Raw genomic sequence first — 25,000 nt, forward strand, 5'->3', positions numbered from 1 at the left:
CTAGCGATCACATGCCCCTCTTTCAAGACACGGAAGGGTAGTAAGTAGTCACGACTAATTCTCAATCTATCGGATAGTCGCAAGCCCAAGGGGGAACGAACAACTCTGGATTGATCCCATTCAATTCAAGAAAGGCATTTATTTCGTCCTCCGTCTCCATTTTTTTCAGTTTTGTAATTGTGGTATCGCTAGCACCAAAACCATCTCTGGTTTCCAAAATATGAACTGGCACGGTGAACTCAATGAAGACGAACTTAGAGCTCTTGGAATCCTCAAAGAAGTCGTAATAGCGTTCTCCTGGGTGCCTATCCATAAAATTCAAGTGATACACAGCATAAATGGCAGCCCATTTCCGAAGCGAACGATCATGCGAAGGCATCTCTTGGGCTATCTCTGTGTAATTTCTAGCTTCCAGCCCCCACCATACTTTTCTAGAAATCACTTTGTAAATGCTCATTTTTCCGTTTGATGAGGCTCGCCCCATATTACTCTCGTGTGAATTCGTTAGTTCACAGACTCCATCAACATCGCGTTGTGTGCTCTACGCCGGCGGTGGCAATGGACTAATCAAATCGGATACCCGCACCGCCATGGGGGGCAGAATAATTCCGGATTGATCGCGAGCCGTTCCAAAACCGTATAGATATCCTCCTCAGAATTAACGGGCACAAAGTTTAATATCACGACATCCCGATCATCAATACCATCGCTGGAGCCAATTTCTTTAATAGCCAAAGTAAACACTACAATCGAAAACCTAAACCCTTTCGATTTATGAATAAAATCGTAATATTGATGCGGATCGCCTGAGAAAGAATATTTGTATATAGCATATATTGAGACCCATTTTCGACTTGAGTGATCTTTGCACGGAAGTTCTTGTGCAATATTGTCGTAGCTCGTCCCTTCGAGTCCATACCATACGCTACGAGCGATTTTCTTCTGCTGTTTCATTTTTGAAGTGAAAATGAGTTTGGCCAGTAAAACATGGAGTATCGGATCGGTAGACTATGGCTTGAAATATTTCTTGCTTATTAAAACTCGTCCCCACCAAGTCGTCCCAACATTGTAAGAGCGTGAAAAATTTAAGCAGCAGCTAATTTATCAATTCTGAGCAACCGCCTAACTTGCCGCCCCTTTCACCAACAGACTATAACCCTCACATTCTAATGGCAATCACCATGTAGACCTATCTTCGCGAGCAGCCTTATCAATATCCTCCCTCCAAACTTCAGCAGCCAAACGGTACACATCCGAAAAAAAACAGCGGGGACTCTCCAACGAATACCATTCTGCCCTAGGCCAACTGCAGGTTTCGCTTTCATCAATATCGAATAAGCTTTCAAAGTCATAGGCCGAATCGCTTAGCGCTTCTTCTAACGCCTCGAACAAAACAAACTTATGCCTGTATGAAAGATAGGGCAAGTTCAAACAATACTTCCTTATTAGCCTCTCTCTATCCTCTGATATATCTGGGTTATATGCGCCCAGCTCCATGCCGAGAGTTTCCTCCCGATCATAAACGTCCAAGACACCAACAAACCAAGTAAACCTTGGCTTGAAAAGCTCGTCCAAATACGGATCTTTAATCATATTTTCTTCTCCGAGGGATAACCCGTGAATGGCTCTTGGGTGTTGATTTTATCGAATTTAACCTCAAACCAATTCATATTTTCATTCAAAATCGGGTTTTCAGGATCGTTCCTATTCGGCTTCCAGCCACGCCCTGCGCCGGGCAACTCCAACCTGACAATTGGAGTCTCATTGTGATCTTTACCAGTATGTCTGATTAAGCCATGTTTATCTTTCGTCATCGCCTTGTTCAATGCTCCCAAATGCATGCGCCAGTTATGAAACTGTGAGCTGGGATTTCCCCTTGGAGGAAATGGAGTGATTCCAGTGTGAGGATCAGTGCCATCGATAGCGCGCTGTTTTAGAGCATGATCAGGAATTTCGGGACCGTGTTTCCTTACCGTGTGCATGTCATAACGTTCTTCGTACTCATAAACGCGCCGTTTCGCATTCTCCTCAGCCACTTCATCAATCCTCGCCCGTCGTTCCTGCGCCGTCATCTTTGGCAGCGGGGGCGCTCCCTCTTCGACGACCACGCGACCAGCCTCGTACCGCATAGGACGTCGCGGCGCTGACGGTGGACAAATGCAACTCAACCCCAACGGATCAACCCACCCCGTCGGATTCGGCACGTACTGGTACTGGTTCAACCCACCCGCGAGCTTCACCGGATCCGGCGTCAGGTACCGTCCCAATCTCGGGTCGTAATACCGATGGCGGTTGTAGTGCAATCCGCTTTCCGCATCGAAATACTGCCCCTGAAACCGCAGCGGTTGGTCGAGGTAATCCTCGCCAGCGAGGGTGACGGCGGCGACTTTGCCGTAGGCGTCGTATTGCGCGGACCAGACGATTTCGCCGCTGTAGTCGGTGAGTTCCTGCGGGGTGCCGAGGTGGTCGAGTTGGTAGTAGAAGGGGCAGGCTTTTTTCGGGCCTTTGCCGTCGAGCATCGCCAGTGGGCGGAAGGTGCCGGGTTCGTAGAGGAAGCTGCGGTATTGCGTGGCGCTGCTTTCGGCGACGAGGTGTTCGCCTTGCCAGAAAAATTCGGTGACGGCGCCGTCGATTGTTTTGCGGATGCGCCGGCCGAAGGCGTCGTAGTGATAAGTGGCGGTCTGGCCGTCGGGGCGGGTCAGGCCGATCAGGCGGTGCTGGCAGTCGTAGCGGTATTCGGTGACCAGGGTCTGGCCGTGGCCTCGGCGTTCGCGGATCAGGTTGCCGAAGGCGTCGTAGTCGTAATGGCGGTCGCCTTGCATCAGCAGGCGGTTGCCCTTGATCTGCGCGGGACCGGGGCGGTCCTGCATCAGCAGGTTGCCCGCCGGGTCGTGGGCGAAGGATTCGGGCAGTTCGTCGCGTGAGTGACGTACGCGGATCAACCGGTCAAGGGCGTCATAGCCGTAGGTGCGCTGGCCGTGGCGACTGTCGGCGATGTGCTCGAGATTGCCATTGGCGCTGTAGGCATAATCGCGGCGGTACAGCGAGGCGTGGCGATGGCCTACAGCGTGGGCGAGCAAGCGGCCCTGATTGTCGTAGGAGTATTCGCTGAGCAGCAAACCTTGCTGGCGTTGCTGTTCGCGACCGGACTGGTAGACGTGGCGCGTGAGCGGCGTGCCATTGAGGTCGATGGCTGACAGCGCACCGCCCTTGGCGTAGTGATAATCGAGCTTGCTGTTGTCCGGCAGACGCAGGCGTTTGAGCTGACCGCAGGCGTCATAGGCGTAGCGCAAGGTGCCCCAGCCCTGATGCTCGGTGATCAGCCGATCCTGACGGTCGTACTCGAAGGCCAGTGGATGGTTCTGCCCGTCATCAACGGCAACCAAGCGCCCGAGGCGGTCGTAGTCGTAGCGGATCTTGGCGCCATCGGGCAGGGTTTTGACCAGCAAACGCCCGGCCTTGTCGCGCTCATAGTGGGTAACCAGACTGGGGCCGAAATCACCAAACTCGGTCTTCTCCAGCAGGTGCCCGTTGAGGTCGTAGGCATACGCCGTGCGCCGCCCATCAAACCCGGTTTCCTGTCGGATCAATCCGGTCGGCGTGTAATCCAGTCGGTACTTTTCTCCGGACTCGTTTTCAATCTCGGTCAGCAACAGCCGCGCATGGTCATAGCGGTACTGCACGCGGGTGCCGTCAGGATTGATCCGCCGCGAGACCAGGTGCAGGTCGTCGTCATATTCGTAGCGGGTGATGCGCCCGAGCTCGTCGCGCTCAGCGGTGATCTGGCCGTAGGCGCCGTAGCTGTAGGCGCGCGTGCTGCCCGTAGGAGAAGTCGTCAGGATCAGTCGGCCGGCCGCGTCCCACTGCTGACGACTGACAACACCAAATTCGTCCTGGGTGGTAATCCGCCGTCCCAGCGCATCGTAGGAAAAGCGCCGCACGCCGCCATCGGGCAGGGTTTCTTCGATGAGCTGACCGAGCTCGTTCCACACCCAGCGGTGGCGGCTGCTGTCCGGATAACGCAGCGACAGCAATTGCCCGCGCAGGTTGTAGTAGTAATGGGTGACCTGGCCGTCGGGATCGACCGCTTCGGTGACGGCGCCTTCAGCGTTGCGCCGGTAGATCCACACCGCATCACCACGGCAACGCTTGTAGAGAAAACCGTTGCGGTACTCGTAGGACGTTGGTGCATCGTCCGGCGGAATCAGCGCGATCAGCCGTCCGACCTCGTCGTAGCGGTATTCGGTAACCGCGCCCAACGCATCCTGCTCGGCGATCAACCGGCCCTGCTGGTCATAGGCCTTGAGCTGCTCGCCACCATCGGCCGCGACCTGCCGCACCAGCCGTGCGCGCTCGTCGTGGACGTAGACTTCTTCGGTACCGTCGACGTAATGCACGGTCACGCTGGCGTCGTCATCGTTCCAGACGTAACGGGTGTTCATCTGCGAGAACGACGCCCAGTGCCTCACGCAGCGCGCCGCTTTGCCCTCGCGCTGCCACTCCCAGAAGAAGCTCGCGCCGCCGGTCAGCTGGCGCTGGAGGATGACGTGATGGTCGTCGTAGTCGTAGCGTTCGCTGTCGCCGACCGCGTTGGTCGCGGTCAGCAGGCGTTGCCGGGCATCGAAGCTGTAGGTGGCAAGGGTTTGCTCGGTGGTCCACTCGCCCTGGACGAACACCTGATAATCAATCGCCACCAGCTGCGCGCGGTCATAACGCAACAGCAATGAGCGGCCGGCGCCGTTGTCCAGACGCTGAATGCGGTCGGAGCGATCGCGTTGCAGGGTCAGACGATTGCCGTAGACATCGCTGATCGCCGTCAGCCGGCCGGCGCGAAAGTGATAAAAGCGCGCGCTGTCGCCGGCCAAAACCAGAATCAGTTCTTCCGGCTCATCGCCGAGAAAGATCGCCGCCCGCGACAGGCTGTTGTGAATGGCTGGGCGCGCGACGTTGGGCAGGGGAAAACGGGTGCGGCGGTTTTCGTGGTCGATCCAGATCACGCCATCGCCGTCGAAGGCCAGGCGATGGGCCAGCGTGTGGCTCCAGCCGAAACCCAGGCCGATGTCGATCTCGACCGCGCTGCTGCGGTACAAGCGGGTGAACTCGAAGGGCAGCACGCCGTCGAGCACGGCGTCGGTCAGGGTCAGCAGTTCTTCGCCGGTGACCATCGACACCGGGCAGCCGTTTTTGCAAGTATTGGGCACGCAATCGGCGGCATCGCCGTTGGGGTTTTTCGCCTGGTCGGGGACGTCGTAGTGCTGTTCGTCTTTCTTCAACATGGCGTTGCGCTTGGCATCCCAGCGCAACTGCAACCGGCCCTTTTTCACCCCGGCGGCGATGCCCCGAGCGGCAACGGCTTTGTAGCGGTCGACGTATTCAATGAAGGCGCTGACGATGCTGAACAGCGCCTTGACCAGACGCCTAGTGACGTTGAACAGCTGCGTTGCGCGGTCAGCCAGACGCAGCGTCAGATAAGCGATCCCCGCCCCCGCTCCGACAAACGTCAGCACCACGCTGATCAGCACATCGATGATCAGTTGCACGATCATCATCGACGCCACTTCAGCAGATTTGCCGGCAATCTCGCTGGGCGGCAGCATGTCCAGCCACAGGCTTGCCGACCGCAGCAGCAAGCACATCGCCGCTTCGTCACTGACCAGCAACTGCAGCTTTTCCATGAGATTTGGCGCGGTCTGTGCCAGCTCGATCAGCTCAGCCGCGCCACTGCCCAAACGCTCGGCGAACTTGCCGGGTTCCTGAAGAATTTCCGAGAGCAGTCCGAGGCTGTCCCATACCCCCTCGATGGCCGCCCAACTGCCGGCGAGCATGCCGTTGCTGGCTGCGGCCGCTACCGACTGTGACCACTGCGGCTTGAAACCTTGCCACTCGCTACGCAGCCAGCCGTCCAGCTCGCCGGTCAAACCGTCATAGGATTCGAACAGCTTCGCGACTTGATTGGAGGTGACAGCGCTGTGCACAAGAACGCGGTAGAACTTGCCCTCTTCACCTCTGAATTCGCCCTTGCCCTGCTGATCAAGGGTGACCGGCGCGGTCTTGCCGCTATCCACGTCGACCACATCGACGGAAATGTTGCCCAGCGGGATGTCGTAGACCGATTCGAACTTGCTCTCGATCTGCATGAGCCCGCCCTGCGGGCACTGGACAACGCTGGAAGAAAACTCCTCGTCGCTGCTACTGACCGCCGTGCTGCTATCGCCGAAGCGGATGATCCGCTCCATGCCCACCAGCGATGGCAGGTCTGCTGCCTCGCTGATCTGGTCCACCCTGCGACTGAGCCAGTGATCAAGCTGTTTGCGGTAGAGGCTGAGCGTTTGCGGAAAGCTGTCGAGTTCCTGCTCGATGCGCGCGATGGCTTCCATCAGCACACGCGAGCAAACAAGGTGGACTGAAAAACGGGCTGAAGCATGAGCGGTCCCTCGCGCAAGAAATTAGTCGCGGGAACTGTGCGGGGGATCAAAGAGGAAAGAAGTCAGGCGAGTAGGCAAAGGATGTAGGACTAATCTGCAATCCAGCATCAAGCGAAAAACGTGCAGGCAGAAACGTAAACGCGGCGTGAGGAAAACCTCACGCCGCGTTTACTTAGAAGACATACATGGAATTACTGCGTTGAATCACCAGCCTTCAGCTGTTGCAGCTTCAGCTCGGCCAACGGATGCCCGGCCTTGGCGGCCATGCTCCACCAACGAGCGGCCTCAACGGGATCCGGCGCCTTGCTCGGGGTACCGGCGAGGCTGATGACGCCGACTTGATACGCCGCTTTACCGTCGCCGGCAAACGCCGCCAGACGCAGTAAACGCACACCCTCTTCACGCGCGCCCAACCCGACGCCGCGAAAAGTCAGAATGTGCCCATAAAAGCTTTGAGCATCGACATCGCCGAGGTTGGCCATGCGCGCGAACTGGCCTTCAAGCCAGCGCCAGCCACGCGGCTGGCGAACGAACCACGACCAACGAAACAGCCGGCGGGCCAGCCAATAACCGGCCCGCGCCTTGAGGCGCAGAAACACTCAAGCCTCCGCCGATTCCGGGTATTCGTATTCGAAGACGCGCACCACTTCCGACGCATGCCAGGACGCCGCTGCAACGCCATCCGACGGCCCGGAAAAGCGCCCCAGACGCTCGACACATTCAAAAAAACCGGTACGCGGCAAACGACTGGCGCCCTGACTGATGACCAGCGAACTGCGCAACGGCTGCTCGGCTTTGGCATCCAGTGCGGCCAGATGCTCCAGCGCAGCCGTCAGTGTCTGCATCGCCGGCGTCGGCAGCTGCAAACGCTCAAGCAAGGCTCGATAAGTGAGAAGATGGCGCTGACGACGCGCCTGGTCCAGTTCCCCCAGCAATCCGTCCCAATGTTGACGACTGATGCGTACGCTCACGATTCGTCCCTCCAACCCGGCACCGTCAGTTCCCAGGCCAGGCTGCGGCGAATCGCGGCGTCGGGCTGACGCTCACCACTTTCGATCATGGCCAGATAAGACGGGCTGATACCTACCGTGCGGGCCAGCGCCTCGATGGCGATGCCCTTCCCTTCGCGCAAACTGCGTAATTGATCCAGACCCGGAAGAATCGGCTCCGGCGAGGCGGCGAGCGGCGCTGCTGGCTGCTGCACCGGTGTTGCGTTGATCCCTGCTGCTTTCAGTAAAGCCTGATATTGAGCCCACGGCAGAACCGCGTATTCGGGTTCGCCATCGCGTGCAATTATCTGAATATCCATGACTACCCCGTAGGACAACACCACTTAGCGAGTCGGCACTTTTCCCTAGAAGTGTAATCCTAACAGCGGCCAAGGTCGCGAGTGGTATCTATCTGTAGGCAGTCTTCGTCAGTCAGGGCTTTTTCGGGCCTTGCAGCTGCAATTGTTCAGGGGTATCAGGAAGGCGCTCAACCACCGCCAGCTTCTCGGGTTGCTGGCGCTTGCGCCACAGGCGGAAGGCGTTGAGCTCGTCATCGAGGGTTTTCATCAGCCAGGCGAGGACAGCGATGTCATCGAGCATGCCGAACATGGGAATGAAATCCGGAATGGCATCCACCGGGCTGAGGAAATACATCAGGCCCGCCACCACCGAAATCAGCGACTTGGCACTGATCGCGCGATACTCGCCACGCCAGTAGGCCAGGCACAGCGACTGCAGCAAGCGCAGATCATCCTTGAGTTTGCCCAGGCGATTGCCTTGCGCGGCGCCTTTGCTGGCCACGGCAAACAACAGGGTCGGCAGGCGTCCACGGGCCAGCAGGCGACCGGCCAACGGCAGGAATCGAGCGAAATTCCACGGAGCTTTCATCTATTCTTCCCGTTGAAATGTTATCCACACAAATTGTGGATAACCTTGTGAACAGAGCTGCATTTCAGCGCTGAGAGCCCCGTTTCATAAGGGCTGCGCTCAGATCGGGCGTTTTTTACTCACATAAAAAAGCCCAATATTTCATTGACTTGGCAGCTCAGGGCGTCTAGCGCGGGCAGCCTCAAAGCTATGACTGTGCTGATCGCTGTCAGTTCGCTCTGTTTACCTTCCCTGACCTGCAGATGCAACAACGCCCCGCATGTGCGAGGCGTTGTTTTCGAGCCGTTGCGTGTTACTTGGCAGCGGCGTCTTCTTTGGCTGGATCCTTGATGGCCAGCAGTTCCAGGTCGAAAACCAGAACCGAGTTGGCCGGGATTGCCGGGCTTGGCGACTGAGCGCCGTAAGCCAGATCGCTAGGGATGTACAGTTTGTACTTCTCGCCAACGTGCATCAGTTGCAGACCTTCAACCCAACCCGGGATCACGCCACTGACTGGCAGATCGATCGGGCTGCCGCGCTCTACGGAGCTGTCGAACACGGTGCCGTTGGTCAGCTTGCCGGTGTAGTGAACAGTTACGACGTCGGTCGGCTTAGGCTGTGGGCCGTCGGCTTTCTTCACTACTTCGTACTGCAGGCCGGAAGCGGTGGTGGTCACACCGGCTTTCTTGCCGTTCTCTTCGAGGAATTTCTTGCCGGCGGCTGCCGACTCTTCACTCATCTTGGCCATACGCTCTTCAGCACGTTTTTGCAGCGAGGCGAAGGCTTCGACCAGTTCTTCATCTTTCAGCTTCTGTTCTTTCTTGCCAACGGCATCTTCGATGCCCTGGGCTACCGCTTTGGAGTCCAGATCATCCATGCCTTCCTGGGCAAGGCTTTTGCCCATGTTCAGGCCGATGCCGTAGGAAGCTTTTTGCGCCGGGGTTTTCAGCTCTACGCTGGTCTGCGAGTCACAACCCGCGAGTACCAGGCTAACCAGGGCTACCGCCGCCGCCAACCGATGCTGTTTCATGCTATTTCCTTGTTCATGCGCCGAATGGGCAATCGAGTAAAGCCGCGAGCTTATCAGGCCGCCACGACCAATGGCTACCGGCATGAGAGCAGGAATCTTCCGATAAGTTCAGGGATTAAAACGCATTTGGGCAACGGCTGGATGAAGCTTCTGTCATCCACGGACGACAAGCGTCATCGGAGCTTGCCTCAGCGTCTGGCGTAATGGCCACTTGCCCAGCAGTCATGGCTCAGGCATAACAGCGCAACAATTCGACAAGGATGTTTAACTTGCGCCTTCTATTCCGCGTTCTCACTCTGGTGATCGTGCTGGCGATAATCGCCCTCGCGGTGATCGTCTATTACGTCGCCAGTCCGAAATTGCCCTTCTACACCCCGCCGCAACAGGTACGTTACCTGGATCAATGGAGCGAAGAGCAACGGCAGACCTACTACTTCACGCCCCAAGGTACGCAAGTCAAAGGCCTGCGTTACGAGTGGTTTCAGGCATTGGAATTGCCCTTCTCCGAGCAGCGCTTCGCCTCCCCTGAATATCTCGCCCGTTTCGGCTTCCTGGTCGACCCGCAGCAGAAAGCGAGCGCGAACAACCCCGGCAACCTTCCCGTCGGTTTTGCCCGGCACCAGAATCCCGGCAACGCCTCGGAGCATTATCTGGACATCACCTGCGCCGCTTGCCACACCGGCGAGTTGCGCGTCAAAGGCCAGGCCGTACGTATCGATGGCGGCAGCGCACAGCACGTGCTGCCTTCCAGCGTTCCTACGTTGCGCGGTGGCAGTTTCGGACAGGCCCTGGTCGCCAGTCTCGCCTCGACTTACTACAACCCGTGGAAGTTCGAGCGCTTCGCCCGCCAGGTGCTCGGAGATGATTACGAAGCGCGCCGCGAACAATTGCGCAGCGAGTTCAAGACCTCGCTGAACACCTTCATCAAAGTGGCGTGGAACGACACCCATCGCGGCCTGTACCCGACCGAGGAAGGCCCGGGGCGCACCGATGCGTTCGGCCGGATTGCCAACGCGACGTTTGGCGATGCGATTTCCCCTGCCAACTACCGCGTAGCCGATGCCCCGGTGGATTATCCGCAGCTGTGGGACATGTGGACGTTCGATTGGGTGCAGTGGAATGGCTCGGCCCAGCAGCCGATGGCGCGCAATATCGGCGAAGCGCTCGGCGTCGGAGCCACATTGAATTTCTTCGACGGCAACGGCCAGCCGCTGCAAGGTGCTGAGCGCTACCCCTCCAGCGTGCGCGTGCGCGATCTGCACGCCATCGAAGAAACCTTGCAGCAGTTGAAGCCGCCGACCTGGCCGGAAGATCTGTTCGGTGCGATCGACAAGCCGCTGGCCGCCAAAGGCCGCGCGCTGTTCGCGGAAAACTGCGTCGGCTGCCATGTCCCGCGCCAATCGCAGGAAGGCGAACGCTGGGTGCAGCACTTGCACATGCTGCCCGTAGACGTGATCGGTACCGATCCCAATGCGGCCAACAACGTTGCCAGCCATCGTTTCGACCTGAGCGCGCTGCAATGGGATGTCAAAGAGTTGGAAAAAATGGACGTCAGACTGCACCCCGAACCTAAAGCGCCGCTTGATCTGAGCCAATTGTCGGTGGCCAAGGGCCTGGCTTACGTCACCGCGTTCGTGGAAAACCGTGCCTATCGCGACGCGCAGATCACGCCGGAAGAAAAACCGCGCATGGACGGTTTCGGCCTGCCGATCGGCGTGCGCGAGAAGGTCGCTTACAAGGCTCGACCGCTGGCTGGCGTGTGGGCGACTGCGCCGTTTCTGCACAACGGTTCGGTGCCAAGCATCTATCAGTTGCTGTCACCGCAGGATGAGCGCGCCACCACCTTCTATAAAGGCACGCTCGAATACGACCCGCGCCACCTCGGCTATCGCACCGAACCTTTCACCAACGGTTTTCTGTTCGACACGCGCATCAGCGGCAACCATAACAGCGGCCACGAATTCCGCGCCGGCGCTCGCGGCAACGGGGTGATCGGCCGCCTCCTGCAACCCGAGGAGCGCTGGGCGCTGCTCGAATACCTGAAAGTGCTGGGCGGACCACTGGAGGCGCAGTTGCCATGATCATGCCGACATTCAAAAAAGAACTGCCGCCACTGGCTCGCTTCTGGCTCTGGTTGGGGCGTTTGCTTGGCAAGACGCTGCTGATCCTGCTGATCATCGGCCTGCTCGGCTGGGCCATCGCCGCCGCGTGGTTCGCTTGGCAGCATCGTGGGCCGGTGTCGGCGCAGGAACAGATTCCACCAGGCGAAGCGGCGATGACCCAGGACATCATTCAAACCGCTGTGCGCATCGTCGACCAGCATCGCGAAAGCACGCGTTATCTGCGCGATGCCCACGCCAAGGCGCATGGCTGCGTGAAGGCGCAAGTGCAAGTGTTACCGGAACTGGCGCAATCGCTGCGGCAGGGGGTGTTCAGCGAGCCGGGCAAGACCTGGCAGGCGCTGATCCGGTTGTCCAACGGTAATGCCTACCCGCAATTCGACAGCATTCGCGACGCGCGCGGGATGGCAATCAAGCTGTTCGAGGTTCCTGGCAAGCAACTGCTCGGCAACCGCCAGGACCAGCATGAACAGGATTTCGTGATGTTCAGCCATCCGAATTTCTTTGTCAGCGATGTCGCCGAGTATCGTCAGAATGTAGCGGCGCAGGCTGACGGCAAGAAGGTCATGGCGTTTTTTCCGACGTGGGATCCGCGCACCTGGCAGGTCCGCCATCTATTCATCGCGTTGGCAACCCTGTCAGCGCCGCCGGACAGTCCGACCGAGACTACATATTTCTCTGTATCACCCTACAAGTTCGGTGAGGCCAATGCGAAATTCCGCGTCGTGCCGGATCCGGAGCGTTGCCCGGCGTATACCTTGCCCAAACAGAATCACGACTTGCCGAATTTTCTGCGCAGTGCACTGAATCAACAGTTATCCACGGATCGGGTGCCGGCGTGTTTCGCCTTGCAGATCCAGCGCCAGGACGCGAACAAGTACATGCCGATCGAAGACACCAGCATTGAGTGGCGTGAGCAGGATGCGCCGTTTGCAACGGTGGCGCGGATCACCCTGCCCGCACAGGACTTCGATACGCCGGCGCTGAATCTGCAATGCGACAACCTGTCGTTCAACCCGTGGTTCGGCATTGAGGCGCATCGGCCGATTGGCGGGATCAATCGCTTGCGCAGGGCGGTGTATGAGGCGGTGAGCGATTATCGGCATGCCCGCAATGCGGCGCAGTAGCGCGGCGATTTCATAAATCGCAGACAGCAAAAAGCCCGCACAAGGCGGGCTTTTTGTGGTGTCTGGCGTTCAGTTCCAGATACCGAATATGGCGCAGCGGACGGGACTCGAACCCGCGACCCCCGGCGTGACAGGCCGGTATTCTAACCGACTGAACTACCGCTGCGCGAAACGCTTGAAACGAATGGTGGGTGATGACGGGATCGAACCGCCGACATTCTGCTTGTAAGGCAGACGCTCTCCCAGCTGAGCTAATCACCCTTCGCTTCGTTACGGGGCGCATTATGCCACAAGTTTTCGTAAAGTGTTGATTTAATTGAATATTTTTCAAAAAAATCTGAAAACCGGTGAAACGATACATCCCGCGGGTACAACCTTGAGACAGAAAAAAACCCGCATCAGCGGGTTTTTCCGTGGTTACCTGGCGTTCAGTGGTCCAGGTTACCGAATATGGCGCAGCGGACGGGACTCGAACCCGCGACCCCCGGCGTGACAGGCCGGTATTCTAACCGACTGAACTACCGCTGCGCTAAACACTTGAAACGAATGGTGGGTGATGACGGGATCGAACCGCCGACATTCTGCTTGTAAGGCAGACGCTCTCCCAGCTGAGCTAATCACCCTTCGCTTCGGTGTGGCGCGCATTCTACGGAGCACCCCAACCTCTGGCAAGCACTTTTTTAAATAATTTTCCGAGGCCTTCCAAAGGCTTAGAGAAGGGTTGGCCTATGCCCCGGCGAAGACAATAATGCCCCCCTTTGTATAAAGGAGTGACTCGCCCCATGTGGTTCAAGAACCTGCTGATCTATCGCCTGACCCAAGACCTGCCTGTCGATGCCGAGGCGCTGGAAACTGCACTGGCGACCAAACTGGCGCGGCCGTGTGCAAGCCAGGAGCTGACCACTTACGGTTTCGTCGCACCATTCGGCAAGGGCGAAGATGCGCCGCTGGTGCATGTCAGCGGCGATTTCCTGCTGATCTCTGCGCGTAAAGAAGAACGTATTCTGCCGGGCAGCGTTGTGCGTGACGCGGTCAAGGAAAAGGTCGAAGAGATCGAAGCCGAGCAGATGCGCAAGGTCTATAAGAAGGAACGCGACCAGATCAAGGATGAAATTATCCAGGCGTTTCTGCCGCGCGCGTTCATCCGTCGTTCGTCGACCTTCGCCGCGATCGCGCCGAAACAGGGCCTGATCCTGGTCAACTCGGCCAGCCCGAAACGCGCCGAAGACCTGCTGTCGACGCTGCGCGAAGTGATCGGCACCCTGCCCGTGCGTCCGCTGACCGTGAAAATGGCACCGACTGCGGTGATGACCGAGTGGGTCACCACACAGAAAGCCGCCGACGATTTCTATGTACTGGACGAGTGCGAACTGCGCGACACCCACGAAGACGGCGGCATCGTCCGCTGCAAGCGCCAGGACCTGACCAGCGAGGAAATCCAGCTGCACCTGAGCACCGGCAAAGTCGTCACTCAGCTGTCGCTGGCCTGGCAGGACAAACTGTCGTTCATGCTCGACGACAAGATGACCGTGAAGCGCCTGAAATTCGAGGATCTGCTGCAGGATCAGGCGGAACAGGACGGTGGTGATGAAGCCCTGGGCCAACTGGATGCCAGCTTCACCCTGATGATGCTGACCTTCGGCGACTTCCTGCCGGCACTGGTTGAAGCGTTGGGTGGGGAAGAGATGCCGCAGGGGATCTGACTCTGACGAGCATCTAACCTGTGGGAGCGAGCCTGCTCGCGAATGCGGTGCGCCAGCAACATTAATGTATCTGGCTCACCGCTTTCGCGAGCAGGCTCGCTCCCACAATGTTTTGTGGTGTAACCAATAATAAGGATCAAGCCATGCGCGCACTGGCTGCACTCAGCCGCTTTGTCGGCAATACCTTCGCTTACTGGGTTCTGATATTCGCCGTCGTGGCCTTCCTGCAACCGGCGTGGTTCATTGGCCTGAAAAGCGCGATCGTACCGCTGCTGGGTCTGGTGATGTTCGGCATGGGCCTGACCCTCAAGCTCGACGACTTCGCTGCCGTCGCTCGCCATCCGTGGCGGGTGGCGCTGGGCGTGGTTGCACATTTCGTGATCATGCCCGGTGTGGCGTGGTTGCTTTGCCAGGTGTTTCACCTGCCGCCGGAAATCGCCGTCGGGGTGATTCTGGTCGGCTGCTGCCCGAGCGGCACCTCTTCGAACGTGATGACCTGGCTGGCACGCGGTGATCTGGCGCTTTCAGTGGCGATTGCCGCGGTCACTACCCTCCTCGCCCCACTGTTGACCCCGGCACTGATCTGGCTGCTGGCCTCGGCGTGGCTGCCGGTATCGTTCATGGAGCTGTTCTGGTCAATCCTGCAAGTGGTGCTGTTGCCGATCGTTCTCGGCGTGGTCGCGCAGCGTTTGCTCGGCGACAAGGTGCGGCATGCGGTGGATGTGTTACCGCTGGTGTCGGTGGTCAGCATCGTGATTATCGTCACAGCCGTGGTCGCGGCGAGTCAGGCGAAAATCGCCGAGTCCGGCCTGCTGATCATGGCCGTGGTGATGCTGCACAACAGCTTCGGTTATCTGCTCGGCTACTTCACCGGACGCCTGTTCGGCTTGCCTCTGGCTCAGCGCAAGTCGCTGGCACTGGAGGTCGGCATGCAGAATTCGGGACTGGGCGCGGCATTGGCCAGTGCGCACTTTTCGCCACTGGCGGCGGTGCCGAGCGCGCTGTTCAGCGTTTGGCACAATATTTCCGGAGCACTGCTATCGACGTACTTCCGGCGCATGAGCGAAAAGGAAGACCGCGACAACCTCGCGCAACGGGCTGCCGATTGAGGCTGAAAACTTGATCCCCGGGTTAATGCTCGTCAGTATATTGCGCAACGCGGGGACGACCCTGCGGCTCGATCGAGTCATTCATCTGGGGACGACCCCGTCAATCGATGGAGGTCCTGCATGTCCTGGATCATTCTGTTTTGCGCCGGCCTGTTCGAAGTCGGCTGGGCCGTTGGCCTGAAATACACCGACGGCTTCACCCGCCCGCTTCCCACCGCCCTGACCGTTGCCGCCATGGCCATCAGTCTGGGTCTATTGGGCTTGGCGATGAAGGAATTGCCATTGGGTACGGCTTATGCGATCTGGACCGGCGTAGGTGCGGTGGGCACGGTGATCGCCGGGATCATTTTGTTTGGCGAATCAATGGCGCTGATTCGACTGGTCAGTGTGGCGTTGATCGTTACCGGGTTGATCGGGCTCAAGGTCAGCGCTTAAGCCACCGGCCCCATCGCTGGCAAGCCAGCTCCCACAAGATTGGTGTACACCATCGAACCTGTGGGAGCTGGCTTGCCAGCGATGAGGGCCGTCCAGTCAACAACTATCTGACGGATCCGCGCAACTCCCCCACCAACACCTGCAACTTCGCCGGCTCGGTCCCTTCGGTAATAGCCGGCCCCGCCACCAGCGTCACCCGCGACCACAAGCGATGGAACAAGCCCTTGTTCGGATCGCGACTGAAGAAACTCCCCCACAATCCTTGCAGCGCCAGCGGAATCACCGGCACCGGGGTCTCTTCGAGAATCCGCGTCACGCCGCCGCGAAACTCGTTGATCTCGCCATCGGCGGTCAATTTGCCTTCCGGGAAAATGCACACCAGCTCACCGTCCTTCAGATACTGAGCGATGCGTGTGAAGGCTTTTTCGTAGATCTGGATATCTTCCTGGCGTCCGGCAATCGGAATAGCGCCCGCCGTGCGGAAGATAAAGTTCAGTACCGGCAAGTTGTAGATCTTGTAGTACATGACAAAGCGAATCGGCCTACGCACGGCGCCGCCGATGAGCAAGGCGTCAACGAACGACACGTGGTTGCACACCAGCAGCGCCGCGCCCTCGTCCGGGATCGCTTCAAGGTTGCGATGTTCGACGCGGTACATGGAATGGCTGAGCAGCCAGATCATGAAGCGCATGCTGAATTCCGGAACGATCTTGAAGATGTAGGCGTTGACGCCGATGTTCAGCAGCGACACCACCAGGAACAGTTGCGGGATCGACAGCTTGGCGACGCTCAGCAAAACGATCGAAACAATCGCCGACACCACCATGAACAACGCGTTGAGAATGTTGTTGGCGGCAATCACCCGCGCCCGTTCGTTTTCAGCCGTACGCGACTGGATCAGCGCGTACAGCGGGACAATATAGAAGCCACCGAAAATGCCGAGGCCAAGGATGTCGATCAACACCGCCCAGGTGTGCACGAAGCCCAGCACAGCAATCCAGCTATGGCCGGTGACGCTGTCCGGGATCCCACCGGAATGCCACCACAGCAACAGGCCGAACACGGTCAGGCCAAACGAGCCAAACGGCACCAGACCGATCTCGACTTTGCGCCCTGAGAGCTTCTCGCAGAGCATCGAACCCAGCGCGATGCCCACCGAGAACACGGTCAGGATCAGCGTGACCACGGTTTCGTCACCGTGCATCCATTCCTTGGCGTAGGCCGGGATCTGCGTCAGGTAGATCGCCCCGACGAACCAGAACCACGAGTTGCCGACAATCGAGCGTGACACCGCTGGCGTCTGGCCCAGACCGAGTTTCAGCGTCGCCCAGGACTGGCTGAAGATGTTCCAGTTCAGGCGCATTTCCGGCGACGATGCCGCCGCACGCGGAATACTGCGGCTGGCCAGATAACCCAGCACGGCAATGCCGACGATCGCGGCGGAGACTACCGGCGCGTAGTGCTCGGTCGACATCATGATCCCGGCGCCGATGGTGCCGGCGAGAATTGCCAGAAACGTGCCCATTTCCACCAGACCGTTGCCGCCGACCAGTTCATCGTCGCGCAAGGCCTGCGGCAGGATCGAATACTTCACCGGGCCGAACAGCGACGAATGCGTGCCCATGGCGAACAACGCCACCAGCATCAACGACAGATGATCGAAGAGAAAGCCGATCGATCCTACGGCCATGATGGCGATTTCCGCGAGCTTGATCAGACGGATCAGCGCGTCCTTGGCGAATTTTTCCCCGAACTGCCCGGCCAGCGCCGAGAACAGGAAAAACGGCAGGATAAACAGCAGCGCGCAGAGGTTGACCCAGATTGAGCGATCGCCCTCGATGGTCAGCCGATAGAGGATGGCGAGGATCAACGACTGCTTGAACACGTTGTCGTTAAACGCGCCGAGCGACTGGGTAATAAAGAAGGGCAAAAAGCGCCGGGTGCGCAACAGGTTGAACTGTGAGGGGTGACTCATCTTCCGTGTTTCCTGATGTTAGGTAGTGAGGCCTGGGTGCTTGTTATTGGAATCCCGCACCACGATCCAGGCCACACCTTACCTAAACTTTTCGGATTATTTCTTCAAACCTGCGATACACGGCGAGACAAACAGCTCGCCACGCCACGCGCCCTGCACGGTGCGCTTGCCGACGATCAGCCACATTGCCGCCAACAAAATCACCAGCGCCGTACCGAATACACTGAAAAATGTCAGGTTGAGGATACTTGCCAGTTTCAGCGTCGCCAGCGAATACACGCCCAATGGGAAGGTGAAGCCCCACCAGCCGAGGTTGAACGGAATGCCGTCACGCAGATAACGCACGGTGATCAGCAGCGCCATCAACATCCACCACAGACCAAAACCCCACAGCGTAATCCCCGCCACCAGGCCCAGGCCCGCAGCGATTTCACCGACGCCTGCCAGGCCATTGGCGGCAAAAATCGCTGGCGCCTCACCGCCCAACAGCAACATGCCCAGCGCACCGGTGCCGATCGGACCGAGGGCGAGCCAACTCGACGCGGCCATGTTTTCGTGAGGTAGCTTGTGCAGAGCCATACGCAACAACAGGATGGTCAGAATGCTGAACGCCACCGGCAGGGAGAAAGCCCAGAGCACATAGCTGGTGGTCAGTACGACGAGTTGCCCATGGGCGTCGGTCAGATGCGGGGCGAGCAAACCGCCGCTGGCCGCTGCTACTTCCGCCGCCACCACCGGCAGCAACCAGACCGCAGTCATCTGATCGATGCTGTGTTCCTGACGGGTAAACATCATGTACGGAATCAACACACCGCAGGCCAGCGACATCGCTACATCGATCCACCACAACACTTCAACGAGCTGAATGACACCGTCGCCCCAGCGCGGCAGCCCGAACAACAGAAAGCCGTTGATGATCGTCGCCAGGCCCATGGGAATGGTGCCGAAGAACATCGACACAGTGGAATGACCGAAAATCCGCCGCGCCTCGTCAAAGAACAAAATCCAGCGCGCGGCGTAGGCAGCAGTAAACAAGCTGAACAACAGAATGTTGAACAGCCACAGCCCCTCGGCCACGACGCGTAATCCGGGAATGGCCAGCGGCAACTGGGCCAGCGCCAATGCCAGCACACCGGTGCCCATGGTCGCGGCGAACCAGTTCGGCGTGAACTGGCGGATCACTTCACGCGGATGCTGAAGCTGGCTGAAAGGTTTGTAGCCGGGGGTGACACTGTTGGGGCAAATCATCATGAACTCCTGTCCTCTGGTGAGGTGGAGTCCATGGTAGATCCGAATCGAATATCGATATAACGGGTAATATCTCTAAATGTTATCTGTTTTGCAGATAAGTATCTACACGCGCTTAAGGAGCGCTGCAAACTCTGCCTGTCTGCGGACGCAGACTGAGCAGCAGCGCAGCCACGGCCAGCACGATCAATACAACGCCGTAACCATCAGTGGTCGCCAGCAACCCGAAACTGCGCGCCAGGTGCCCGGCAAGCAATGCCGGCAAACAGAACGCCAGATAACTGAGCACGTAATACGCCGACATCAACCCGGCTCGCTCGTGTGGCGAGGCCAGCGACACCAGACTGCGCACCGCACCGAGGAAACCGGAACCGAAGCCGCAACCGGCGACCAGGGTGCCAAAGAAAAACAGCGACAGACTGGCGCCATGCACACCGAGCAGAATCAGCACTAGCCCGATCGGCAGCAAGCTCGCGCCCAGCCGCAACGCCTGAGCGGCCGGACGATTGCGCATCATGAAAATCATCAACGCTCCGGTCACGGTGAGCGCCGCGACCGTAGCGCCGCCGATCAGATTGGAGGTAGAGCCAGTGGCCGTGCGCACCAACGACGGTGCCAGCGAGGCATAAAAACCTCCGAGCGCCCAGGTTGCGGTGTTCAGCGGCAGCACTCGCCACAACGTTGAACGCGCTTGCACCGGCACGTGCAGGGTCGGCCGCAACGACGCCAGCGCCCCACCTTGCCGCGAGACACTTTCCGGCAGGCGCCAGACATACACGCCTTGCAACACAAACAGTGCCAACAGTAACCAATAGGTCTGCTGCAACGGCGCTGGTGCGAATTCTGCCAGCAAGCCACAGCCCAAACCGCCCAAAGCCATCCCGAGTAACGGCGCGACACTGTTGATCAGCGGCCCCTGCTGACGGTCGGTGTCGAGCAGCGTTGCACTCAATACGGCAGTGGCCATGCCGGTGGCGAAACCTTGCAGCACCCGTGCGCTGATCAACCACGACACGCTGTCGGCATAAATGAACAGCAGCATCGCCAGCGCATTGAGCAGCACTGCACTGAAGATCACCGGTTTGCGTCCGAGATGGTCGGAAAGCGAACCAACCGTCAGCAACGCCGCCAACAGACTGAAAGCGTAAACGGCGAAGATCAGCGTCAACATCGCTGCCGAGAAATGCAGCTGATCCTGATACAAGTGATACAACGGCGTCGGAGCGGTGGAAGCGGCGAGAAAACTGAGTAAGGTGATCGCCAGAAACCACAAGCTGGACCGGTGGGAAGCGACACTATTCAAGGGGCTGGTCATGGGCACACTCCGCAAAAGCTAATTTTTTGCTTTTGCGGAGTGTGCTACCGCCCAGCGCTTAAAGCAAATTCTTTGTGTTAAGGTCTGCCGCATGGCTATTAAAGAAGGTTTACGCCCCGGTGGCCGCAGTGCCCGGGTGCAGGAGTCGATTCATTCGGCGGTCAATGCGCTGCTGCAAGAGCAGGAACGTTCCACCGTGACCGTCCCGCAGATTGCCGCCCGCGCGGGGGTTACGCCGTCGACGATCTACCGCCGCTGGGGTGATCTGGCGGCGTTGCTGGCGGACGTCGCCCTCGCCCGCATGCGCCCGGACAGCGAGCCGGCGAACACTGGCAGCCTGCGCGGCGATATCCGCGCCTGGGCCGAGCAATATCTCGACGAGATGAGCTCGGAGGTCGGGCGCAACATGATGCGCGACGTGCAGGCCAGCGCTACGCCCGGCTATTGCGTGGCGATCATCGGTGCGCAGTTGCAGACCATTGTCGATCGCTATCCGGATGAAAACACACCGAGTGTCGACCGCTTGATCAATCTGGTGGTGGCGCCGGTGGTGTTCCGGATTCTGTTTTCGGCCACGGCGCTGGAGGTGGATGAGTTGCATCGGTTGATCGATATTGCATTGCGGCAGGACTGACGCCTTCGCGAGCAGGCTCGCTCCCACAAGGGAATGCATTCCAGAAAGTGGGAGCGAGCCTGCTCGCGAAGAGGCCCGCCCGGGCACCACAAAAACCACCCGGTACCCCGCCTGCGACACCCCGCCACGCCACGACCTTGGTCGACACTGACTAACCGCCGCGCGCGTGCGAGACTGTCCGCCCGGGCAGGAGTGCCGGGGAGTCTTTTGTCGGGAGTGCTGCATGTCGTTGTCCACCGGGCTGATCGCCGTCGTTGCCCTGGCCTACATGGCCATCATGTTCGCCATCGCCTTCTACGGCGACCGTCGCAGCACGCCGTTGCCGCCACGGGTGCGCGCTTGGGTGTACAGCCTGTCGCTGGCGGTTTACTGCACCAGTTGGACGTTCTTCGGCGCGGTCGGTCAGGCGGCGGAACAACTGTGGTCATTCCTGCCGATCTACCTCGGGCCGATCCTGCTGCTGGTCGGCGCGCCGTGGGTCCTGCAGAAAATGGTGATGATCAGCAAACAGGAGAACATCACCTCCATCGCCGACTTCATCGCCGCGCGCTACGGCAAATCACAATCGCTGGCGGTGGTTGTGGCGCTGATCTGTCTGGTCGGCGTGTTGCCCTATATTGCCCTGCAACTCAAAGGCATTGTCCTTGGCGTGAACCTGCTGATCGGCGCCGGCGCCGATGCCATGGGCACCCGCGCTCAAGACACGGCGCTGATCGTGTCGCTGGTGCTGGCGTTGTTCACCATCGTTTTCGGCACGCGCAACCTCGACGCCACCGAACACCACCGTGGCATGGTGCTGGCGATCGCGTTCGAATCGCTGGTCAAGCTGTTCGCCTTTCTCGCCGTCGGCGCCTTCGTCACGTACGGCCTGTATGACGGTTTCGACGACCTGTTCAATCAGGCGATGCTCGCCCCGCGCCTTGAGGCGTACTGGAAGGAAACCATCAACTGGCCATCGATGGTGGTGCAGACCGGCGTGGCGATGATGGCGATCATCTGCCTGCCCCGGCAATTTCACGTCACCGTGGTGGAGAACATCGACCCACAGGATCTGCGACTGGCGAAATGGGTGTTCCCCGCCTATCTGGCTTTGGCCGCACTGTTTGTAGTCCCGATCGCCCTTGCCGGTCAGATGATGCTGCCCAGCGATGTGCTGCCCGACTCGTTCGTGATCAGCCTGCCGCTGGCCCAGGCCCATCCGGCGCTGGCGATGCTGGCGTTTATCGGTGGCGCATCGGCAGCGACCGGCATGGTGATTGTCGCCAGCGTCGCACTGTCGACCATGGTCTCCAACGACATGCTGCTGCCGTGGCTGTTGCGCCGCAACAACGCCGAGCGCCCGTTCGAGGTGTTCCGCCAGTGGATGCTCTCGGTGCGCCGAGTGAGCATCGTGGTGATTCTCCTGCTGGCCTACGTCAGTTATCGCTTGCTTGGCTCGACCGCGAGCCTGGCGACCATCGGCCAGATCGCCTTCGCCGCGGTAACGCAACTGGCGCCGGCGATGCTTGGTGCGCTGTACTGGAAACAGGCCAACCGCCGGGGCGTGTTCGCCGGCCTCGCCACCGGCACCTTCCTCTGGTTCTACACATTGGTATTGCCGATTGCCGCGCACAGTCTCGGCTGGTCGCTGGCGAGTTTTCCGGGGTTGGCGTGGCTGCATAGTAATCCGCTGAACCTGCCGATTACGCCGCTGACCCAAGGCGTGGTGTTGTCGCTGGCGGGTAATTTCACCCTGTTCGCCTGGGTCTCGGTGCTCTCGCGCACGCGGGTTTCGGAACACTGGCAGGCCGGGCGTTTTATCGGTCAGGAAATCAGCGCGCGGCCTAATGCTCGTTCAATGCTGGCGGTGCAGATCGACGATCTGCTGCAACTGGCGGCGCGTTTCGTCGGCGAAGAACGCGCGCGGCAGAGCTTCATTCGCTTCGCCTACCGTCAGGGCAAGGGTTTCAACCCCAACCAGAACGCCGACAGTGAATGGATCGCCCATACCGAACGTTTGCTGGCCGGTGTCCTCGGCGCCTCTTCGACGCGCGCCGTAGTAAAGGCCGCCATCGAAGGTCGGGAAATGCAGTTGGAGGACGTAGTCCGAATCGCTGACGAAGCCTCGGAAGTGCTGCAGTTCAACCGCGCCCTGCTGCAAGGCGCGATCGAGAACATCACCCAGGGCATCAGCGTGGTCGACCAGTCGCTGAAACTGGTGGCGTGGAACCGGCGTTATCTGGAGCTGTTCAACTACCCCGACGGCCTGATCAGCGTCGGCCGGCCGATTGCCGACATCATTCGCTACAACGCCGAACGCGGTTTGTGCGGCCCTGGCGAAGCGGAAGTGCACGTCGCGCGACGCTTGCACTGGATGCGTCAGGGCCGCGCACACACTTCCGAACGGCTGTTCCCCAATGGCCGGGTGATCGAGCTGATCGGCAACCCGATGCCCGGCGGCGGATTTGTCATGAGCTTCACCGACATTACCGCGTTCCGCGAAGCCGAACAGGCGCTGACCGAGGCCAACGAAGGGCTGGAACAACGGGTCAGCGAGCGCACCCAGGAACTGTCGCAACTCAACGTCGCGCTCACCGAAGCCAAGGGCAATGCCGAGGCGGCCAACCAGTCGAAAACCCGCTTCCTCGCCGCCGTCAGCCACGACTTGATGCAACCGCTGAACGCCGCGCGACTGTTCTCCGCCGCCCTCTCCCACCAGAACGAAGGCTTGAGCGCAGAGGCGCAGCAGCTGGTGCAACACCTCGACAGCTCGTTGCGTTCGGCGGAAGACCTGATCAGCGATCTACTGGACATATCGCGCCTGGAAAACGGCAAGATCAACCCGGACCGCAAAGCGTTCGTCGTCAATGAACTGTTCGACACCCTAGGCGCGGAGTTCAAGGCGCTGGCCCAAGAGCAAAAGCTCACGTTCCGGGTGCGCGGCAGTCAATTGCGCATCGACAGCGACATCAAACTGTTGCGGCGAATCCTGCAAAACTTCCTCACCAACGCTTTCCGCTATGCCAAAGGCCCGGTGCTGCTGGGCGTGCGTCGGCGCAGTGGCGAGTTATGTCTGGAAGTCTGGGATCGCGGCCCGGGGATTCCGGAAGACAAACAACAAGTGATTTTCGAAGAATTCAAACGCCTCGACAGCCACCAGACCCGCGCCGAAAAAGGTCTGGGCCTGGGTCTGGCGATCGCCGACGGCTTGTGCCGCGTGCTCGGGCACACCCTGCGCGTTCGCTCCTGGCCGGGGCGCGGCAGTGTATTCAGCGTGACGGTACCGCTGGCGCGCACGCAAACGCCTGCGGCGAGCGCCACGGTCGAGCCAAACAGCAAAATGCTCAGCGGCGCGCAGGTGCTGTGCATCGATAACGAAGACAGCATCCTGATCGGCATGAACAGCCTGCTGAGCCGCTGGGGCTGCCAAGTGTGGACGGCGCGCAATCGCGAAGAATGCGCAGCGATATTGAATGAAGGCGTGCGGCCGCAACTGGCGCTGGTCGACTATCACCTCGACCACGGCGATACCGGCACAGAGCTGATGGCGTGGTTGCGCACGCGCCTGGGCGAGCCGGTACCCGGCGTGGTCATCAGCGCGGATGGACGCCCGGAGACCGTAGCGCAAGTGCATGCTGCGGGCCTGGATTACCTGGCCAAACCGGTGAAGCCGGCAGCGTTGCGGGCACTGTTGAGTCGGTATTTGCCGTTGTAGAAGGTGACCTTGCAGAAGCCTTCGCGAGCAGGCTCGCTCCCACAGAACAGCAAAAGCAAGAGCAAGAGCAAGAGCAAGAGCAAGAGCAAGAGCAAGAGCAAGAGCAAGAGCAAGAGCAAGAGCAAGAGCAAGAGCAAGAGCAAGAGCAAGAGCAAAAGATCGCAGCCTTCGGCAGCTCCTACAGTTGGACCGTCGATATCTGAGTGAAATGGTTGGTCGGCAGATTGCCTTCGCGAGCAGGCTCGCTCCCACAAAAGCAAAAGCAAGGCAGCGCAGCTGCCCGCGGCGAAGCCGCCCCACTCAACAATGAGCGCAAGCTCGAGTGCTTT

18 protein-coding genes and 4 tRNA genes are annotated in these 25,000 nt (G+C 59.3%); 7 read left to right on the forward strand and 15 right to left on the reverse strand.

Going from position 1 to position 25,000, the window contains the following annotated elements; translation table 11 throughout:
* Positions 1-61: 61 nt before the first annotated feature.
* The 8 genes from AB4N48_RS16095 to AB4N48_RS16130 all read right to left on the reverse strand — a co-directional run bounded on the left by AB4N48_RS16095 (position 62) and on the right by AB4N48_RS16130 (position 9,311).
* Entirely contained in the window at positions 62-457 is a 396-nt protein-coding gene (locus AB4N48_RS16095) for a hypothetical protein (protein WP_460093939.1), read from the reverse strand.
* Positions 458-1,176: 719 nt separating this feature from the next.
* The gene (locus AB4N48_RS16100) at positions 1,177-1,593 is read right to left on the reverse strand and encodes a hypothetical protein (protein ID WP_460093941.1); all 417 of its coding nucleotides are present in this window, start codon (positions 1,591-1,593) and stop codon (positions 1,177-1,179) included.
* Positions 1,590-6,377, reverse strand: a complete 4,788-nt coding sequence (locus tag AB4N48_RS16105; protein ID WP_460093942.1) for an RHS repeat-associated core domain-containing protein — start codon at positions 6,375-6,377, stop codon at positions 1,590-1,592. The genes AB4N48_RS16100 and AB4N48_RS16105 overlap by 4 nt, the downstream gene beginning before the upstream one ends.
* A gap of 239 nt (positions 6,378-6,616) precedes the next feature.
* Positions 6,617-7,024, reverse strand: coding sequence for an SEL1-like repeat protein (locus AB4N48_RS16110; protein ID WP_460093944.1), 408 nt, complete (start codon positions 7,022-7,024; stop codon positions 6,617-6,619).
* Complete coding sequence (locus AB4N48_RS16115) at positions 7,025-7,396, reverse strand: hypothetical protein (protein WP_003223109.1); 372 nt, start codon at positions 7,394-7,396, stop codon at positions 7,025-7,027.
* A complete protein-coding gene (locus AB4N48_RS16120; RefSeq protein ID WP_056783977.1) occupies positions 7,393-7,734 on the reverse strand; it encodes a helix-turn-helix domain-containing protein in 342 nt (113 codons plus the stop codon). Before AB4N48_RS16120 ends, AB4N48_RS16115 begins: the two co-directional genes overlap by 4 nt.
* A 112-nt stretch (positions 7,735-7,846) precedes the next feature.
* On the reverse strand, positions 7,847-8,302 hold the full coding sequence (locus AB4N48_RS16125) for a YkvA family protein (RefSeq protein WP_016773733.1): 456 nt from the start codon (positions 8,300-8,302) through the stop codon (positions 7,847-7,849).
* A 292-nt stretch (positions 8,303-8,594) separates the two neighbouring features.
* A complete protein-coding gene (locus AB4N48_RS16130) occupies positions 8,595-9,311 on the reverse strand; it encodes an FKBP-type peptidyl-prolyl cis-trans isomerase (protein ID WP_016773732.1) in 717 nt (238 codons plus the stop codon).
* 269 nt (positions 9,312-9,580) lie between these two features.
* Here AB4N48_RS16130 and AB4N48_RS16135 point away from each other — a divergent pair, with 269 nt between their 5' ends.
* Entirely contained in the window at positions 9,581-11,392 is a 1,812-nt protein-coding gene (locus AB4N48_RS16135) for a di-heme-cytochrome C peroxidase (protein WP_460093946.1), read from the forward strand.
* Positions 11,389-12,558 (forward strand): catalase family protein, encoded by a 1,170-nt coding sequence (locus AB4N48_RS16140; protein WP_460093948.1) that lies wholly within the window; start codon positions 11,389-11,391, stop codon positions 12,556-12,558. The genes AB4N48_RS16135 and AB4N48_RS16140 overlap by 4 nt, the downstream gene beginning before the upstream one ends.
* Positions 12,559-12,647: 89 nt before the next feature.
* Here the strand turns inward: AB4N48_RS16140 and AB4N48_RS16145 are convergent.
* The 4 genes from AB4N48_RS16145 to AB4N48_RS16160 all read right to left on the reverse strand — a co-directional run bounded on the left by AB4N48_RS16145 (position 12,648) and on the right by AB4N48_RS16160 (position 13,181).
* A tRNA-Asp gene (locus tag AB4N48_RS16145) sits at positions 12,648-12,724 on the reverse strand.
* Positions 12,725-12,743: 19 nt separating this feature from the next.
* A tRNA-Val gene (locus tag AB4N48_RS16150) sits at positions 12,744-12,819 on the reverse strand.
* A gap of 190 nt (positions 12,820-13,009) precedes the next feature.
* Positions 13,010-13,086 (reverse strand) — tRNA-Asp (locus tag AB4N48_RS16155).
* Positions 13,087-13,105: 19 nt separating this feature from the next.
* A tRNA-Val gene (locus AB4N48_RS16160) sits at positions 13,106-13,181 on the reverse strand.
* 159 nt (positions 13,182-13,340) lie between these two features.
* Here AB4N48_RS16160 and rdgC point away from each other — a divergent pair.
* From rdgC to sugE, 3 genes are all read left to right on the forward strand, one after another.
* The gene (rdgC, locus tag AB4N48_RS16165; protein WP_024012190.1) at positions 13,341-14,261 is read left to right on the forward strand and encodes a recombination-associated protein RdgC; all 921 of its coding nucleotides are present in this window, start codon (positions 13,341-13,343) and stop codon (positions 14,259-14,261) included.
* A gap of 143 nt (positions 14,262-14,404) precedes the next feature.
* Positions 14,405-15,370: a bile acid:sodium symporter family protein gene (locus AB4N48_RS16170; protein WP_041479525.1), complete on the forward strand. Its 966-nt coding sequence runs from the start codon at positions 14,405-14,407 to the stop codon at positions 15,368-15,370.
* A 120-nt stretch (positions 15,371-15,490) separates the two neighbouring features.
* Positions 15,491-15,805 (forward strand): quaternary ammonium compound efflux SMR transporter SugE, encoded by a 315-nt coding sequence (gene sugE / locus AB4N48_RS16175; protein ID WP_024012188.1) that lies wholly within the window; start codon positions 15,491-15,493, stop codon positions 15,803-15,805.
* Positions 15,806-15,908: 103 nt separating this feature from the next.
* On the opposite strand, the gene AB4N48_RS16180 is transcribed toward sugE, so the two are convergent.
* From AB4N48_RS16180 to AB4N48_RS16190, 3 genes are all read right to left on the reverse strand, one after another.
* Positions 15,909-17,780: an MFS transporter gene (locus AB4N48_RS16180; RefSeq protein ID WP_460093950.1), complete on the reverse strand. Its 1,872-nt coding sequence runs from the start codon at positions 17,778-17,780 to the stop codon at positions 15,909-15,911.
* Between the two features lie 96 nt (positions 17,781-17,876).
* On the reverse strand, positions 17,877-19,028 hold the full coding sequence (locus AB4N48_RS16185; RefSeq protein ID WP_252877717.1) for a TDT family transporter: 1,152 nt from the start codon (positions 19,026-19,028) through the stop codon (positions 17,877-17,879).
* A gap of 115 nt (positions 19,029-19,143) precedes the next feature.
* On the reverse strand, positions 19,144-20,331 hold the full coding sequence (locus AB4N48_RS16190; protein ID WP_460095567.1) for an MFS transporter: 1,188 nt from the start codon (positions 20,329-20,331) through the stop codon (positions 19,144-19,146).
* Between the two features lie 103 nt (positions 20,332-20,434).
* Here AB4N48_RS16190 and AB4N48_RS16195 point away from each other — a divergent pair, with 103 nt between their 5' ends.
* A complete protein-coding gene (locus tag AB4N48_RS16195; RefSeq protein ID WP_236169115.1) occupies positions 20,435-20,977 on the forward strand; it encodes a TetR/AcrR family transcriptional regulator in 543 nt (180 codons plus the stop codon).
* A 223-nt stretch (positions 20,978-21,200) separates the two neighbouring features.
* Positions 21,201-24,671, forward strand: a complete 3,471-nt coding sequence (locus AB4N48_RS16200) for a hybrid sensor histidine kinase/response regulator (RefSeq protein WP_460093951.1) — start codon at positions 21,201-21,203, stop codon at positions 24,669-24,671.
* The last annotated feature ends 329 nt before the right edge of the window (positions 24,672-25,000 follow it).

The organism is Pseudomonas sp. S2_C11 (assembly GCF_054668395.1).

Bases quoted from the DNA above. Each gene is read 5' to 3' on its own strand.
- rdgC (WP_024012190.1), top strand. From the start codon at position 13,341: ATGTGGTTCAAGAACCTGCTGATCTATCGCCTGACCCAAGACCTGCCT.
- AB4N48_RS16120 (WP_056783977.1), bottom strand. From the start codon at position 7,734: ATGGATATTCAGATAATTGCACGCGATGGCGAACCCGAATACGCGGTT.
- AB4N48_RS16140 (WP_460093948.1), top strand. From the start codon at position 11,389: ATGATCATGCCGACATTCAAAAAAGAACTGCCGCCACTGGCTCGCTTC.
- AB4N48_RS16185 (WP_252877717.1), bottom strand. From the start codon at position 19,028: ATGATTTGCCCCAACAGTGTCACCCCCGGCTACAAACCTTTCAGCCAG.
- AB4N48_RS16195 (WP_236169115.1), top strand. From the start codon at position 20,435: ATGGCTATTAAAGAAGGTTTACGCCCCGGTGGCCGCAGTGCCCGGGTG.
- AB4N48_RS16125 (WP_016773733.1), bottom strand. From the start codon at position 8,302: ATGAAAGCTCCGTGGAATTTCGCTCGATTCCTGCCGTTGGCCGGTCGC.
- AB4N48_RS16095 (WP_460093939.1), bottom strand. From the start codon at position 457: ATGAGCATTTACAAAGTGATTTCTAGAAAAGTATGGTGGGGGCTGGAA.
- AB4N48_RS16180 (WP_460093950.1), bottom strand. From the start codon at position 17,780: ATGAGTCACCCCTCACAGTTCAACCTGTTGCGCACCCGGCGCTTTTTG.
- AB4N48_RS16130 (WP_016773732.1), bottom strand. From the start codon at position 9,311: ATGAAACAGCATCGGTTGGCGGCGGCGGTAGCCCTGGTTAGCCTGGTA.
- AB4N48_RS16170 (WP_041479525.1), top strand. From the start codon at position 14,405: ATGCGCGCACTGGCTGCACTCAGCCGCTTTGTCGGCAATACCTTCGCT.
- AB4N48_RS16105 (WP_460093942.1), bottom strand. From the start codon at position 6,377: ATGGAAGCCATCGCGCGCATCGAGCAGGAACTCGACAGCTTTCCGCAA.
- AB4N48_RS16200 (WP_460093951.1), top strand. From the start codon at position 21,201: ATGTCGTTGTCCACCGGGCTGATCGCCGTCGTTGCCCTGGCCTACATG.
- AB4N48_RS16100 (WP_460093941.1), bottom strand. From the start codon at position 1,593: ATGATTAAAGATCCGTATTTGGACGAGCTTTTCAAGCCAAGGTTTACT.
- sugE (WP_024012188.1), top strand. From the start codon at position 15,491: ATGTCCTGGATCATTCTGTTTTGCGCCGGCCTGTTCGAAGTCGGCTGG.